The organism is Kosakonia sp. MH5 (assembly GCF_009935945.1).
Lineage (GTDB): Bacteria > Pseudomonadota > Gammaproteobacteria > Enterobacterales > Enterobacteriaceae > Kosakonia > Kosakonia radicincitans.
Window position 1 is genome coordinate 461,973 of the sequence record NZ_QODH01000001.1, and the last position, 15,637, is coordinate 477,609.

Below are 15,637 nucleotides of genomic sequence, written 5' to 3' on the forward strand. Positions count from 1 at the left end.
TAATGGCGATGGATGTGAACACCCTAATATGACAACAATAAACTTACAACAATTAAACAATTGCTTTTATGTGAGCCTATGATGACCATGAAAACAGCACTCCCCACCCCACCTGCCCATTGCACCTTCGAGCCGGAGGACTGGTTACGTCTGGCAAAATGCTGGCATCCCGTCGCCCGCGCCTGCGATATTGGCGCAGCGCCGGTGAAAGCTACGCTGCTTGATGAACAACTGGTGATTTATCGCGTGAAGGGCCAGGTGGTGGTCGCCCGCGATGTCTGCCCGCACCGCGGCGTGCCGCTGACGCTCGGTTTCCACGATGAAGAGGGCATCGTCTGCCCCTACCACGGGCTACGTTTCGGTGAAGATGGCCGCTGTAACCGCATTCCTTCCAGCCCCGATCAGCCGGTACCGGCAAAACTCAACCTAGTAACGTTTGCGGTTGAAGAGCGTTTCGGCCTGATCTGGACCTGCCTGGCGTTTGACGCGGAAAACCCGCAACCGCTCCCGACGATGCCGCACTGGGATGACGAGGGTTTTCAGCAGATCAACTGCCCGGCCTTTGAGGTGAACGGATTTGCAGGCCGCCAGGTGGAAGGCTTTCTCGATGTCGCCCACTTTGCGTGGATCCACACAGACACCTTCGCCGATGCCAATAACCAGTTCGTCCCGGATTACAGCCCGCAGGAGACCGAGTTTGGCTTTATTGCTGATTACTGGAGTTCGGTCGGCAATTATCCGGCGAGTTCTGACTATCGCGCGCCGGAAGGTTTTCAGTGGCTGCGCCATTTCGAGATGCACCTGCCGTTTACCGCCACGCTGACGATCCATTTTCCCGGCGAGGCGCGGCTGGTGATCATGAATGCCGCATCGCCGGTCTCCTCGCGCGTTACCCGCATGTTTGCGCCGATCGCGCGCAATTTCGATCTGCATATCCCGATCGAAGAGGTGCACGCGTTCAACCTGCGCGTGTTTGAAGAAGATCGCCTGATGGTAGAGACACAACGGCCGGAAAGGCTGCCGCTGGATCTGACGCTGGAAGCCCATATTCCGGCGGACAGAAGTTCGATTGCCTATCGCCGTGGCCTGAAAAAAATGGGTTTTGGCGAGTTCTTTCTGGTGTGAGGTGCGCGATGAATGACGTGCTGAATGTGGTGGTTGATGGCTTGTGGCGTCAGGGCGATAAAAATCTTGCCGTGCGGTTGGTCTCCGCCAATGGCGAACCGCTTCCCGGCTGGCAGCCCGGCGCGCACATTGATGTGCATCTGCCCTGCGGCCTGATCCGCCAGTATTCGCTGACCGGAGAAAGCACGACGGAAAGCTACTTGATCTGCGTGGCGCAGGAGAGCGCATCTCGCGGCGGCTCGCGCTATATCCATCAGACGTTACGCCCAGGCCAGACGCTGACAATCTCAGCGCCACGCAACCTGTTTGCGCTACGCGATGACGGCCCGGTGCTGCTGCTGGCCGCCGGAATTGGCATTACGCCACTCTATGCGATGCTGCTGCAACGGGAGGCGACAGGTACGCCGTTTACGCTGCACTATTTCGTGAAACGGCGAGAAGAAGCAGCATTTGCGCGCGAGCTTTCCCACTCGCTGAAGCACGGGGTTTGTCTTATTCACTGCTCCTCAGAAGGCAAAAGCCCGCGGCAGACGCTGGCGGCAACGATTCCCGCCCCCGGCGACGGAGAGCGCATTTATACCTGCGGCCCGGCGGGTTTTATGGCAGCGGTAAGAGACGTTGCGGCGGCAAAAGGCTGGCCTGAAGCGCAGATCCACAGCGAGGCATTTGCGCCTGCCGCGCCCGTTGCGGCGTCGCAACAAGAAGAGACTTTTACCATTACGCTGGCCTCCAGCGGAGAAAAATGGCCCGTTCCGGCAAACAAAAGCATTGCGCAGGTGCTGCAGGATAATGGCGTGGCAGTGCCGCTTTCGTGTGAGATGGGGATTTGCGGTGCCTGTCTGACGCCGGTGCTTGATGGCGTGGTCGATCACCGCGATACGGTGCAATCGGCAGCGGAGAAAACCGCCGCCACGCAGCATATCGCGCTATGTTGCTCACGCAGCCACTCGCGGGTTTTGGTGATTGATTTGTAGCCGCCGTGACGGCACGTTGTGCCGGGTCCGAAACCTGACGCTTCGGCCCCGGGCATTTTTCACCGTCAACACAGCGTTTAGCGCATCTCTTTATCCGCCAGCGCTACAACAGGGCGTGGGAAATCTCTTTAATGGCTTTCAGATCCGAGCCAAAACGCATAATGGCGTCGCGGTGCTTTTCCAGCTCGCTGTAGGGCAACCAGGCCATATTGAGATCGGTGATGCGGCTAAAGGCCGGGCGCTGTAGCTGGCTTCTGACATCATTTTCGCGGCTGTCCGGCGCCACCAGAAAAAGCTCGGTTGAGGCGGACAAATCATTGCCGTTGAGCGCCAGATCCAGCATCCGGCAGATCCCGGAGTAGATGGAGGTTGAATGCTCAACTTCGAATGCCGCCACCACCTGCGCACCTTCTGGTTTCAGCCACAGGACATCGATCAGACGCGTCGCTTCAGAACCGTTTACCGACAGGATATGTTCCGGCAGTGCTTTCAGACAGCCGTGCGATAGCGCCACGCCCTGATGCAGACGACTGCGGTCGTTGGCGGCAATCCATACGTCGTAACCGAGCGCTTTGCCAATATCACGCAGCCAGGCCTGGATTTCCGTGTGCGTGCGTTCATTCTCCCCGTCCTGGATTTGCGCTTTATTTTGCGCCGCCGGCGGGCGAGCCGCCTCCAGATACGCACTCCAGTCTGCGTCGGCAGCGGCGGAATTTTCCAGCGGCGGCGCAGGATAGCGACCCGAACCGATATCAAAAAGCAGCCCGCCAATAGCGCCCAAATCGTTTGACAGTAATTCGCGGTACTGTGCGTTCAAATTCAGGATCCCCTGGCGCATGGCGAGAAAATGCGGCCAACTGCCGAGCTTAACTTTCGCGCCGGTAAGGGCGTTATAGCCATTTACAATGGCGGTGTTAAACGGGGGAATGTGCGTGGGGTGAAGAAAATAGAGCAGATTCGCGACCGCCGGGCCGAGCCCTTTAATTTTCAACGCATCGATAGCATTGATATGTCCCACAATATCGTCCGCGCACGTCGCACAGGCGCAATGATGCAGAAGCCGGGCAAAGGCCTTCTGATTGGCGCTGTTTTCATAAATATCCGGAATGCGCAGCTTTGGTTTCCACAGAAAAGCGTGATCGGCACCTTTGAAGATCTGTTTCTGCTCGGCAATGGAGTGAACAATTGTCTCCAGCGAGGAACCGCGGTAAGCAACGCCAAATTTTTCCTGCTCAATTTCATCCACCACGACCACAATACCGCTGCGGATCGAGCGAAAGTTTTTCAACCTCTGCTCCCATAAAAACCACGTCTGATAGGTGGCTTCGGGATCGTTGCGCCAGCGCTGAATTAGACGACGAACGCGATCTGAATGTACTGACTGAAGCTGCGGAACAGCATTTTCCATGACCATAACCAGATTGTTTTAATTATCGAAGAGCGGTGCGAACCGCATACCGGGCAAAAACTTTGCTCTGGTATTCAACAGCGGCATCGCAAAGGAGGGATTGATATCTGTCAAGAGAATGCGGGAGGAGGTGAAAACAGGTGAACGGGTGTTAATTAACACTGTTTTGCGGCGTGTGTTTACCGTTTGTACGAGGATTCAGTAACAGCCTGGCGAGACCTGAGAGAGAAAAGCCGTTGAGCCTCCGCAAAAGATAATGTATTCGCTCCGCCTGCAAAGCCGGGATCCGATGACTGGACGGAATCATATTCCCATTTACACAGGGCAAATCTCATAATTTCCAGGCTCAGTTATTGTTTTGCGGCCACAACCTGCGCACTGTGCTATTAGCTGATTTCCATCAATAATCCGTTCCCCCCTCATCCGATTTATGGTAAGGCTGAATTTCTTTATTAAACCTACGGATTGATCATTCTTTTCTAAAATCATTTCCAGGTGGTTCTTCATATTTAACAAAAATCAAATAATTTATTTACCAGCAAACACCCATTTAATTATCAACTATAATTTATCATAAGCCTCATCAAGTATTTTTTTCCAATACTCCGAACCATTTCAACATCCTGAGAGGTCTTCTGCTCAAGCCATTTAGATAAAACATCACAATCAACAAAATTATCATAAATTATGTTTTTTATCGGTTCTAAGCTTACATTACTCTTGATCCCCAAAACGCCTTTATCAACTGGTGTTTTTTGAAAAAGTGCCCAGCGTTTATTTTTCTCTATAATTGTCAGAGCACCATAGTCACCAGCGTTGTTCAATCCAGTGGTCATGTCTTTTAACTTAGAAATCCAGTTCTCATCTGCATAGAGTTCCCCTAAATATGCAAAATCAGTACTGGAAAAAACATCCGCAACTGAATCGCAACCAAAGGATTGGTTGATGATTGCCCAAGTGCAATTAATTAAATCCTCTGAGGTACAGATGTCGTTATCAAAAAAGAAATACTTTATAAATTTCTTATGAAAAACTTGCTCTGGAAGATTAGCGTCTGATATTACAAAATCTTTAATTAAAGTCATGATATCATCATTTAATTAGCAAGATTGTTACTGCTACTTTGCGGGAAAACTAACCATAACGATGAATGTCAAAGCCTGCTCCACAAAATATACAAAAACACACATTTCATTATCAAATTGACAGGTAATTATGCCATTAACACCCCCAGACACATTTGATTTAAACATATACTAAATTCTTCCTCTACCCTATAAAATTATATTTATCTATATATCACCTCCACAGCCAAGCGGAATAATAATCTCTTGATGAAAAATAATTTCATCTGCAAAAAAAATAACAACATTGATTATTTTTATATAATTTACACCCCCACATATATACTCACGAAAAATTATTTCTTGCTACCCGACCAGAACCCTATTGATTTACAAGCAGCATGTATTTTGTGTATATCGCATCGTCAAATTATCGACATAACTCACTTAATTTGATATATCAATACTAATCACTTTTTCTGGTAAATGATATAACAAAAAGACGATATGATGATGCCATTACTTCCTGGGAAAAATGGTTTTTTGCCACATCATCATAACGCGCATATATCTTTGCAACTAAATCTTCTGTGAAATTCAACCTAAATGATGTTTTACTGTATTGAGCCAATCCATCCATCGCAGCTCCGAGTACAGGAGCAGACATCTCCATCACATGAGAAGTTACATAATCGAGAGCGTACTCTTTGTTCAGATCAAAAAGACGTCCAAGACAAAAACCATCCAAATAAGGATCCCCAACATCTACAGACAAGAGAATTTTTTTACAAAAGAATTCACATGCAGAACTATCAATAGAACGTAACTCACATAACGCTGTTGCAGCCTCATCCCGAGGGTCATCAAAAGAATCAAGCGTCAGGTATCCATTATTGATATAGCTGGTTAACTCCGAAATCAGCTGCTCTTTTTTTAGTATCGACATACTCACTTACCTTTTAAAAAATACCCGTAGTGACGGTCGCTAACCGCTTTGTTCCATCAGGCAATACTTTCCATGTTGCGTTAATTCGCACAGAACCATTTGTTCCTGTAAGAACGATAGAGCTTTTCGTATTTGCAGCGTTAACTTCTTTAGCTGAACTTAACAACTTATCAATAATAATACTATTATTTAAACCACTTTTGTTGTCTATACCGATCGTTTCCAGATCCTGTCCCATTTGTCTGGATCTATTGATCCTATAAATATCCTTTTCAATTTTCTCTAGTTCATCGCTCTTACCAGATTTAGCGAAAGCACTCTGATTCTCCCTCCTCTCAGCTTTTAATACATCTAAGCGGGATGTCAGTGCATCCAAATCTCCTGCAGCACCACCTCGTAACCATATTTCTATTTTATCAACAGGAATATATGCATCCCCTTTTACTATTGTTGCATGAAGTTTACCTTGAACATCCGGCAACCATTGAATACCACTTTCCATTTGCGCCGCTTTTTGGATTATTTTTGCCGCAGCGCCCGATAAGATCATACCGGTACTTAGGTTCCCTATAATTTTACCTTGTAACGCACCAGCCATTTCTCCTGCTAATTCAGGATCATTGACTAATGCATACTCATATAGCTCATTCCATTGTGCTATAGAGATTTTAATTGCCCCATAAGTTTCATCATAATCCCAGACAGCCGTAACTAAATCAGTAATGGAATCAATAGGATGAAGAATCGAACTTACAGTGCCTTCTACAGCTTCGACCATGCCATCTTTAAGACCCTCTTGTGCCCCTTTCTCCCTTCCTTTCCTGTAAGCATCTTTTTTCCCTTGGTCTTCGCCATAAAGTTTATCTAAATCAACGCCATCAGCCTGTTTACGAACGCTGTCTATAAACTCTTTATCAGTTCTTCCTGCCAGGTTGAAGGTATTATTCTCAACCTCCACCCGTGCCGCATTTGCTCCGCCGCCGATGCCGCTGCTGTTCCCGGCAGCCACGCTACCGCCTGCCGCACCCAGCGCAGCCACAAGGTTCACTATCACCGTTTTTTCATCCGGTGATAGCTTATCCGGCTCTTTGTTGTAAAACGCCAGCGACAGCGCTTCTGAACTCGACGCCGCAATAAAACCACCGGCCGCTCCGGCAGCAGCATTGCCGCCCTGTAACTGCACCAGTACCGCTGACGCCAGCGTATGCAGTGCAATGCGCGCGCTTTCATGACCATCGGTGACGCTTTTTATCAGCCCTGCCACATACGGTGCTGCGCCTGCCGCCATCCCGCCAGTGACATTTCCACCCAGCGCCCCCGCCAGTAGCCCCGTCAGCGCAGTGCCGTTACGCCAGAAATCACTGCCGACACCGTATTCCTTATCGACCTCTTTATACTGTGCAGAACCCGCGATTTTGTCATCAATCTGCTGTTCCGTCAGGCCATCCAGTTCACCGTTCGCCTCCATATCCGCGCGGATTTTCTTTTTACCCTCGTCCAGCTGGCTCTGCCGCCAGGCATCCATCGCCTGGGTACCCAACGCAACGGCCTGGGTCTGAATGTCTAACTGATCCTGAATTTTGCCCTTGTCAAAATTGTTCTCCAGCGCCTTGTGCGCACCGGCAGTATCGCGGCTCAGATCGGCAATATCCTGCTGCTGTTTGTCTTTATCGCGAATGATGATATCGCCAGCCGCCACCGCACTGTGCGTGGTGCTGCTGGCGCTGTCGGACACGCTGGCCAGTGACGTTCCCGGCAGCCCGGTTGACACGGGTTGCAGATTACCATTCTCTCCATTCTTAGCGCCGCCAGAGACACTGACAGCAAACTGACTGCCGCCTGACTCAGCCTTGTTGTGGATATCACTCCAGCCCAGCGTTCCGGTGTCAAGACGGTTTTTACCGGCATCGGCTTCAGAAGCGATAACCGCTCCGTCAAGCTGGGTGTGATTACCCACATAAATATCGAAACCGCCTTTGCCCGCATAAATGCCGCTTTGATCAATGACCGATTTGTAGTCATTGGTGATCTTCCCGCCAGCCGCGGTAACGCTACCCTGAACCAGATTCCCCGCGCAGATAGGGGGAACGCAGACACTGACACTCACGCCACCAGAAGCCAACTTACTGGCATACTCATCCGTATCCTGCTGGCTGGCGATAGTCAGGTTGCGACCCACATCAACAGCAACCTTGTCACCTTTAAGTTCTGTTCCTTTCAGCGTGGTATCGCGCCCGCTGGTAACGGTCAGGTTTTGCTCAGCGGTGATGGTGCTGTTGTGATGAGTAAGGGTGCTGCCATCCTCTTTATTGCTGTAAGTGCTCGCCCCGGCCTGGACGGTAATACCATTTTGTGAACCGCCGAATGAAAACCCCGCTCCTGCGGAAATCTGATTGCCGCTGGCGCGAGTTTTCAGCTTCTCCATATCCTGTGCCGTAATAAGCGTGATATCGCGCCCGGCATCAAGGTTGATATTTTTCGCGGCAATATTGACGCCCGCACCTTCAATATCCTGACGAGCTTTAATATTGACGGTATCGCCCGCTTTAATGGTGCTGCCCTGTTGCTGCTGGCTGCTGTAATCCTGTTGCTGTTTTGACGAACCGGCAGTCACGTCAACACTGACTTTGAATGCCGACGGATTCATGTCCGACAGGACAGTTTCCGTGGCAACGCTCAGCCCTGCCTGCGCAGCATAGATGGCGGAGAGACGGGGATCGCGGTTCTCTTCTGTAGCACGTGCCGCATTCTCCGCCGCCTGTGCCGCTGTAACGGCCCAGCCCGATACCGAGGCTTTCACGCCGTATTGCGTATTAGAGGATTCGCTGTGCGTTTTCAGACTGTCTTCGCTGACGTCCAGACGCACGTTTTCCCCACCAAGCGTGACCGATTTCCCGGCGCTGATGTCTGCGCCATCAATCGCCACATCTTTTCCGGCCTGCAGACTCACATTGCCATCCCGGCTGGCAATCTGGCTGCGCAGTGTGCTTTGCTGGTTACGATCCAGTTCGGAGGCATATTTATTATTGTTCCAGCCCACCGTCCCGCTGTAACCATCGCCGCCGAGCGAGCCAATTTGCGTCTGGCTGCCGGAACTCTCTTTCACGACATGGTTATTACCGGTACTGACCGTGATATCCCCGTTTTCAGCTGACAGCATCAGGTCATTGATTGCCGCCAGTGAACTGCCGGAGATATTCACATGGCCGTCTTTGCTGTTGATATAGATATCATTCGCGGTTATCTCGCTACCGGTCTGCGCCGTCGTCTGGCTGCTCTCGTTACTGTTTGCTTTGCTGTAGCTGAATGGAAGGACGCTGGCGCCGTGGTTCGGGCCACCGCTGACGGTTCGGATCACCGAACCTGCGCCCGGAAGTGCATCCGTCACACTCCAGCTTTTACTGCTGGATTTGCTACTGCTGACCTGCGTATCGGTGGACGGAATGATGTCCACATTGCGTTGAGCTTCGATAATCGCCGCTTCTTTCGCGCTGATCTTACTGCCACTAATCAGCACATCGCCGTTACCTTTCGCGCCGGTTGCCGACAACTGAACGTTCCCAGCAGAGGTCAGGGTGTTCCCCACGGCATATTCGCCAGTGTAGTGCATTTCGCTACTGGAAGAGGATTTACCGTAAGTGATCGGTAATGCTGCCTGCATTCCCCCACCAGAAATATCAAACGCTGCGGCGGCCGCTTCCCCGGCAAGCGCTTTCGCCTGCGTGATACCACTGCCGCCCATTTTGACGATATCGCGGAGATTGCGGACCGTGTCGATAATCGGGTTAGAGAGCGAGATTCCTATGCCACTACTTTTGCTCTCCTGTTTCACCGAACCGCTGACCACATCTTTGCCCGCCACGATCTCAATATCGCTGGCTTTCACATCGATATGCCCGGTTTTACGGGTGGTATCTTCCGTATCCCGCCCGGCAACCATATTGGTTGCTACCAGCTTCGCCTTATCACCGGCCTCGATGATAATGTTGCCCGCAGAAGTACCGATGACGCTGCGCGAATCGCTTTGCGTAATCTGCGCTCCTTTGCGCGTCTCTTTGGATGACTGCGAACCAATGGTGATGCCCAGCCCGCCGCCGAAAACCCCACTTTTGGTGGTTTTCTTCATGCTGTAGTTGCTGGCGTTTTCCGTTGCGGCATCAATGGTGACATCGCCTCCCCCTTTAATCGCGATATCGCCGCTCGCCGTGACAGCTGATCCTCTGACAAGCAGATCCTTGCCCGCCTGCAGGGAGACATTATCACCACTCACCAGTGACGCCAGTTCATTGGTCGAACTGTTTTCCCTGATGGTGTGTGTCGTTTTTTTGCTCAGAAAACCTTTCTTGGTTTTGTACTCTTCAAAGTAGTCATAATCACTTTCGGTCGCGGTCGTCAGAGTCAGATTGCGACCGGCAGAAATGCCGACATCGCCTTTTGCCAATACCTGCGCCGCTTCGGCATTCATATCGCGTCCGGCGATAATCGTGGTGTCGGTGCCGCTGGCAATCTCGGTGCCCAGCTGGCGGACCTGCTCGTTAATGACCGTTTTCTTGCTGGCTTTGTAGCTGTCGCCCTGGGTGGTGGCTTCCGCCAGCAGATTGACATCGCGTCCTGCCTGCATGCCGACCTGCTGCTCTGCCGCCAGCCCGGCGGCCTGCGAATTGATGTCCCGGCCTGCCGTCAACAACAGATTGTCGCCGGCGCTGACCGTGGTGCGATCAACACCGGTGCTGTGGTTTTCACTTTTGCCGCTGCGGCTGGCGTTGCTGGTCTGCTGCGCATCGAGGTTCAGATCGTTGCCTGCCGACAACTTTGCCGATTTCCCGGCGCTGACATTGCTGGCACTGAGCGTCAGATTGTTGCCCGCCTGCATCGCCAGATTGCCACCTGCGGTAATGCTGCTGCCCTGGTAACCGACGGTGGAGCGGCTGGTATCCGTGCGATTGCGGAAACCGGACTGGCTGTAAGCCTCATTTTTCTGGATGGCGTTAACGGCGATATTGCCGCCAGCGTCCATCAACAACGCGCCACCCGCGGAGGCCGTCGCGCCGGTAAAGGTGATGTCCTTGTCAGCTACCAGCGACAGGCCATCCGTCGCGGTAATGCTGGCAATGCTGCCCAGCGTGGTGTCCCTGATGCCGACTGAACCCGATTTATTCTTCGTGTTGAGCGCAAATTGATCGGCCAGCGTCAGGTTGTTGATGCTGCCCTCCACGCTCTCCAGCGCCACGGTTTTACCGCTGATGGTGGCGCTGATGTTGCTGATATCGCCAATGGCGCTGAGATCAACATTGCCGCCCGCTTTCAGCAGCGCATCGTTGCTGTTGGTTATCTGCCCGCTGCTGTTGACGCTGAGATCGTTACGCGCCAGCAGTGTGCTGCCGCTGTTGGTGACACTGCCGCCGTCAAGGCTGACGTTGTTCCCGGCGATCACGCTGCCGTTGTTCACCGCGACGTCTTTTGGCGACAGGTAGAGTTTGGGGATCATCACCGTCTCGCCGTTAATCGTTGCACTCTCCCACCACAAAATACTGTGGTCGAGGGAAGCGATTTGCTCAGCGGTGAGCGCCACGCCGAACGACAGCCCGAGCGACTGCTGCGCGCTGGCGGCGTTATCCATCAGATACTGCATTTGCGCGAGATCGGAACCCATACCGTTCAGGTAGCGGCTGCCGGTCTGGTTCAGCAGCACATTGCTGACATAACGCGTGTCGAACGCCGCATCGCCGAGGAACCGGTAGTCATAATCGGGGTTCAGGTTGAGGCGGCCTAACATATACGACGAACCGAGGAACTGGGTCTCACTGGTATACGTCGGACTGGTTTCGCGCGGCGCGGCGGTCGGGGTGATGCCAAGTAACTTATTCAGATCGCCGAACAGTGCCGGATCAAGTTGCCCCAGGCCGTCGAGTTTCGGGTTCACGGTGATGAGGTACGGGATTTTCGGGTTATCCGTGACCACAAAATAACCGTTATTGCCGGTCGGCAGCGGGTAAGCGCTGGTATCGACGGTTTTGCCCTGCTGCGGTGTCGTGCCGGTGTTTTTCAGCGCTGCCGTGGTCACCCCAGCGCTGGCCAGGCTGCCGGTATTGCCCAGACTGGCATTGCCTTTCTGCTGGCTGCCCGGCGTTGCCAGCGCCGCGCCGGATGCCTCGCCGTTATCGAGCCCGCTGCCGCCGTTAATCTGTTGCAGCGCATTTTGCAGTTGATCCTGCCACTGCGGGGAGTTCACCGCGACCGGCCCTGCGGCCAGCGCCTGTTTCGCCACGCTACCGCCGATACCCTGATTGCTCAGGGTATTCAGTGACGGGGCCGTGATGGTACCGCTGACGCCGCCAGAATTAGCGGTAGTATTGGTGTTACTGATATTGCTGGTGAAATTCGCGCTGACATTACCACCAGCCTGAATCACAGCACGGTAAATTTCGCCGTTTTGCTGTATCGTCTCCTGTCCTTTTAGACTATATGTAATTTGCTCGTTTTTAGTAACCGACAGATTCTGGGCGTAGTAATCATAATTATCATCACTACCAACGTAATCGAAATAAAGATAAGTCACGTCATCTTTTGAATGCCTTTCCCCCTGATAAACTTTGAGGCGACGATTATTTCCTTCCCCAATGACTTCTGGCGGAACCTCTGGTACTAAAGTAATGTACTTAACAGAGCTATCTCTCGTAAATTCATATAGATACTGTGTCGTCAATACACCACTCTGATAACTTGCATTATTCAGGCTACTCCCCGTAAGGGAAATATTCCCGGAGGCATAGACATTAGATGCCTGATTATCGAAAACATCAGCTGAACCATAGAAGTTCCGCCCAGCGCGAATATTTGCCGCCCCACCAGAACTACTAACAACGGTGTTGACTTGTGAAGATATTAATGTCCGGGTAGTGTACGCAGCAGAAGGTTCATAAATATACCGGCGATAAGTCTCACTGCCTCCACTGCCATTAGGGCCGTTACTTCCTCCTGTGCGCACATCCCAGGATTGAAGAAGAATATTGTACTGAGGGATATCTTCAGCATTTACCTTAATAGTAGGAGCCGGAGTCACCGTCGAATTCTGAAGCGTGGTCTGCTGAACACTCAAACCATCCCGCTGATTCAGCAGATGCCCGGTCTTAATGGTGATATCGCCATTTCGCGTTTCGATACTGCCGGAGGTGTTGATCACCTCGCTATTGGCATTCCCCGCCGCGTCGCGTTGCAGCACCAGATTGTTACCCCCCAGCATATCGCCGCGCTGGTTGGTGATGCTGTTGGCATACAGCGCCAGGTTGTTCGCCGCATACAGCAGCGCGGTGTTGATGATGGCGCCCGGCGCGTTCAGCGTCAGGCTGCCCAGTGTTCCGGCAAAGCCGTTCGCCGTAATCCCTCCCCGGCTCACCAGCGCCACATCGCCGCCACCCTGAATCGCACTGTTGCCGTTCAGCACAATATTGCTGCCGCTTAAGGTACTGGCCCCGCTACCGGTGGTGATTTGCCCGTTGTTGGTCAACTGGCCGCCCGCGCTGAGATTCACCGCCTGGCCCTGCATCACGCTCTGGTTATCGATCGCCCCGTTGCTGGAAACAGTCAGGGTTTTGCCCGCTGCCAGCGTGGTTTTGCCGGTAAAGGCATTCGCCAGTTGCAGCGTCAGGTTACCGAGCGCCACTACCTGCCCCAGCGCGTCCAGCCCGGTCGCGCCGACAAACAGATCGCCGCCGCTGAACAGCCTGCCGCTGGCGGACTGATTCACCTGCGCGGCATTCAGCGCCAGTTGGTTTGTGCCAAGCAGCGTGCCGTTGTTGGTGAACTGGCGATAATTCAGCGTCAGGTTATCCGCCTGCGTCGTCCCCTGATTAGTGAAGGTATCGCCGGTCAGCGTCATCTGCCCGGCCAGCAGCGTACCGCTGCCGTTGTTGTTCGTCGCATTCAGTATCAGGTTGCTGGCCTGTAACCAGCCCGCGCCGCTGTACTGCGGCGTGGTGAGCGTCAGTTGCCCGCCGGAAAGCAGTTTGCCGCTGTTAATCGCCTGTGTGATGGCGTCAATACGGGTCTCCCCCGCGCCCTGTAGCAGCCCGTCATTGACCAGCGTCGGCGTGGTGAGCGTCAGCGTGCCCGCGCTTACCGTTTGTGCGCCACTGCGGTTGGTCAGCGTCGCAGCGGCAAGCGTGACGTCACCGCCCTGCACCTTACCGGCGTTATCGAGCGCAGCCGCCGTCAGGTTCAGCGCCCCGTTACTGGCAAGCGAGCCGCCGCTCTGCTGGGTGATATCCCCGTTCAGCGTGGCGGTCAGGCCGTCGCTGCCGCTGATGGCGCCGCTGTTATTCAGCGTCCCGCCGTTAAGCGTCAGGTTTTTCGCCGCCCACTGCCCGTTGTTGGTCAGCGATAAGGCCTGCAGCGCGGCCGTGCCCATGGCGGTAATTTTGCTGCCTGCGGCGGAATTCAGGTCGCTGGTAAGCCGGAAGTTCAGCGCCCCGGCGCTCTGCACGGCACCGCTGTTATCCAGTGACTGTGCCGCCAGCAGGATGCTGTTACCCTGCCAGATCCCGCTGTTATTCACCGAACCGGCAGTGATATCCAGCGCGCCCTGCGTCAACAGCGAACCACTGTTGATCAGCGCCAGTTGCGGCGTTGCCATCACCATCCGCGCCTGCAATGCCGCAGTTGCCTGGCGGTTATCCAGCGTCAGGCTGTTAAGCCCGGTGAGCGCACCGTTGTTGGTGATGCCCGCTTCGTGCGCCGTCAGTGTATTGCCCTGTACGGTGCCGTTATTGATGAGTTGCTGCCCGCGCAGGGTGATGTCCCCGGCGCTTAACACCTGGCCGTCATTGTTCAGCGTCTGCGCAGCGAGTGTCATCGCCCCCTGGCTTTGCAGCGCGCCCGGCAGGTTCAGGGTGTTGCCGACAGTGGCCGTTAAATCGCCCTGGCTCAGCAAGGTGCCGCCAAGCGTCCAGTCATCCGCCGTCACGCTGACCTGCCCGCCCTGTAAGGTGCCCTGCGTGGACAGTTGCCCGGCGTTCAGTGTGAAATCGCCGCCGCTCAGCGTGCGCGAACCGCTGGCGGTGGTAAGGGTGTCTGCATTCAGCGTCAGACCGTGCGTGCCCTGCCACAGCCCGCCATTGCTGAGCGTGGAGGCGTCAAGCGCCAGCGTATCGCCGCTGATGCGCCCGTTGCCGGAGAGGCTGTCGGCGTGGATATCCGTTACGCCACCGCTGACCAGTTGACCGTTGTTGGTCACCGCGCCGCTGTGGATGCCTGTCAGGCCGTGCAGACCATTGATGATCCCGGTGTTATCCAGCGTGTCGTCACGCAGCGTGACCTCATCGCCCTGCACTGTTCCGTCGTTGGTCAGATTACCGTTGAGCGTCAGCCCGCCGCCAGAAAGCCAGCGTCCGCCCGCTGTGTTAGCGATGCTGTCCGCCGTGGCCTGCATCTGCTGCGTGCCCTGCATCAGCCCGCTGTTGGTGATGCGGGTGCCCGTCAGCGCCAGTGTGTCGGCAATGAGGTTACCGCTGTTGGCAAGCTGGTCCGCCTGTAACGTGGCATGGTTATGCGCCAGCAGCGTCCCGCTGTTATCGAGGCTGCCGGTGGTGGCATCCAGCGCGCCGCTTTCCAGGCTGCCGCCGTTGATCAGCGTATTGCCGGTCAGCGTCAGGCCATCCTGTACGTACAGCAGCCCCTGATTGTTGAAGCTATCAAGATTCAGGTTCAGCCCGCTGCCGCTCACTAACTGGCCGTTGCCGCCATTGAGCAAATGTTGCGTGGCGATCGTCAGGCTGTCGTTACCCTGCAGAGTACCGTTACTGGCGATGTCCGGCGCGGTCACAGTGAGATCTTTTGCCGCCAGTTTGCCGTCGTTGGTCAGTTGCGCGGCGCTGATGGCGGCCCCGCCCTGGCTCAGCATCTGCCCCTGGTTATCAAGCGAATGGCCAAGCGTGGCGTTCAGGGAGTCCTGCGCCTGCACCGTACCGCCGTTGCGCCAGCTATCGGCGTTGGCGGTCAGGTTGCGCCCCTGCATGTGTCCCTGATTGTCGAGCATGGTGCCCTGTAATGTCAGGCTGCCGCCGCTGAGCATCTGTCCGTCAGCCGTGCCAGTAAGAGTGGTGCCCTGCCAGTTCAGCCCGTC

The 15,637-nt window shown here is 54.1% G+C and carries 7 protein-coding genes; 2 read left to right on the forward strand and 5 right to left on the reverse strand.

Annotated features, from left to right (window positions below; genetic code table 11):
• Positions 1-87: 87 nt before the first annotated feature.
• Both hpxD and DK872_RS02300 read left to right on the forward strand, forming a co-directional pair.
• Positions 88-1,125 (forward strand): molybdenum cofactor-independent xanthine hydroxylase subunit HpxD, encoded by a 1,038-nt coding sequence (gene hpxD / locus DK872_RS02295; RefSeq protein ID WP_007374276.1) that lies wholly within the window; start codon positions 88-90, stop codon positions 1,123-1,125.
• An 8-nt stretch (positions 1,126-1,133) separates the two neighbouring features.
• Positions 1,134-2,099 carry a PDR/VanB family oxidoreductase gene (locus DK872_RS02300; protein ID WP_071920598.1) on the forward strand — a complete coding sequence of 322 codons (966 nt, stop codon included), beginning with the start codon at positions 1,134-1,136 and terminating at the stop codon, positions 2,097-2,099.
• Between the two features lie 103 nt (positions 2,100-2,202).
• Here DK872_RS02300 and DK872_RS02305 read toward each other — a convergent pair whose 3' ends face one another.
• From DK872_RS02305 to DK872_RS27900, 5 genes are all read right to left on the reverse strand, one after another.
• Entirely contained in the window at positions 2,203-3,507 is a 1,305-nt protein-coding gene (locus tag DK872_RS02305) for a hypothetical protein (protein WP_007374274.1), read from the reverse strand.
• Positions 3,508-3,686: 179 nt separating this feature from the next.
• Positions 3,687-3,842: a CPCC family cysteine-rich protein gene (locus DK872_RS27960; protein WP_227135767.1), complete on the reverse strand. Its 156-nt coding sequence runs from the start codon at positions 3,840-3,842 to the stop codon at positions 3,687-3,689.
• Positions 3,843-4,064: 222 nt separating this feature from the next.
• Entirely contained in the window at positions 4,065-4,592 is a 528-nt protein-coding gene (locus DK872_RS02315) for a hypothetical protein (RefSeq protein ID WP_161517992.1), read from the reverse strand.
• Between the two features lie 445 nt (positions 4,593-5,037).
• Positions 5,038-5,517 (reverse strand): hypothetical protein, encoded by a 480-nt coding sequence (locus DK872_RS02320; RefSeq protein WP_007374272.1) that lies wholly within the window; start codon positions 5,515-5,517, stop codon positions 5,038-5,040.
• A 13-nt stretch (positions 5,518-5,530) separates the two neighbouring features.
• Positions 5,531-15,586 (reverse strand): hemagglutinin repeat-containing protein, encoded by a 10,056-nt coding sequence (locus DK872_RS27900; protein ID WP_304598726.1) that lies wholly within the window; start codon positions 15,584-15,586, stop codon positions 5,531-5,533.
• Positions 15,587-15,637: the final 51 nt, after the last annotated feature.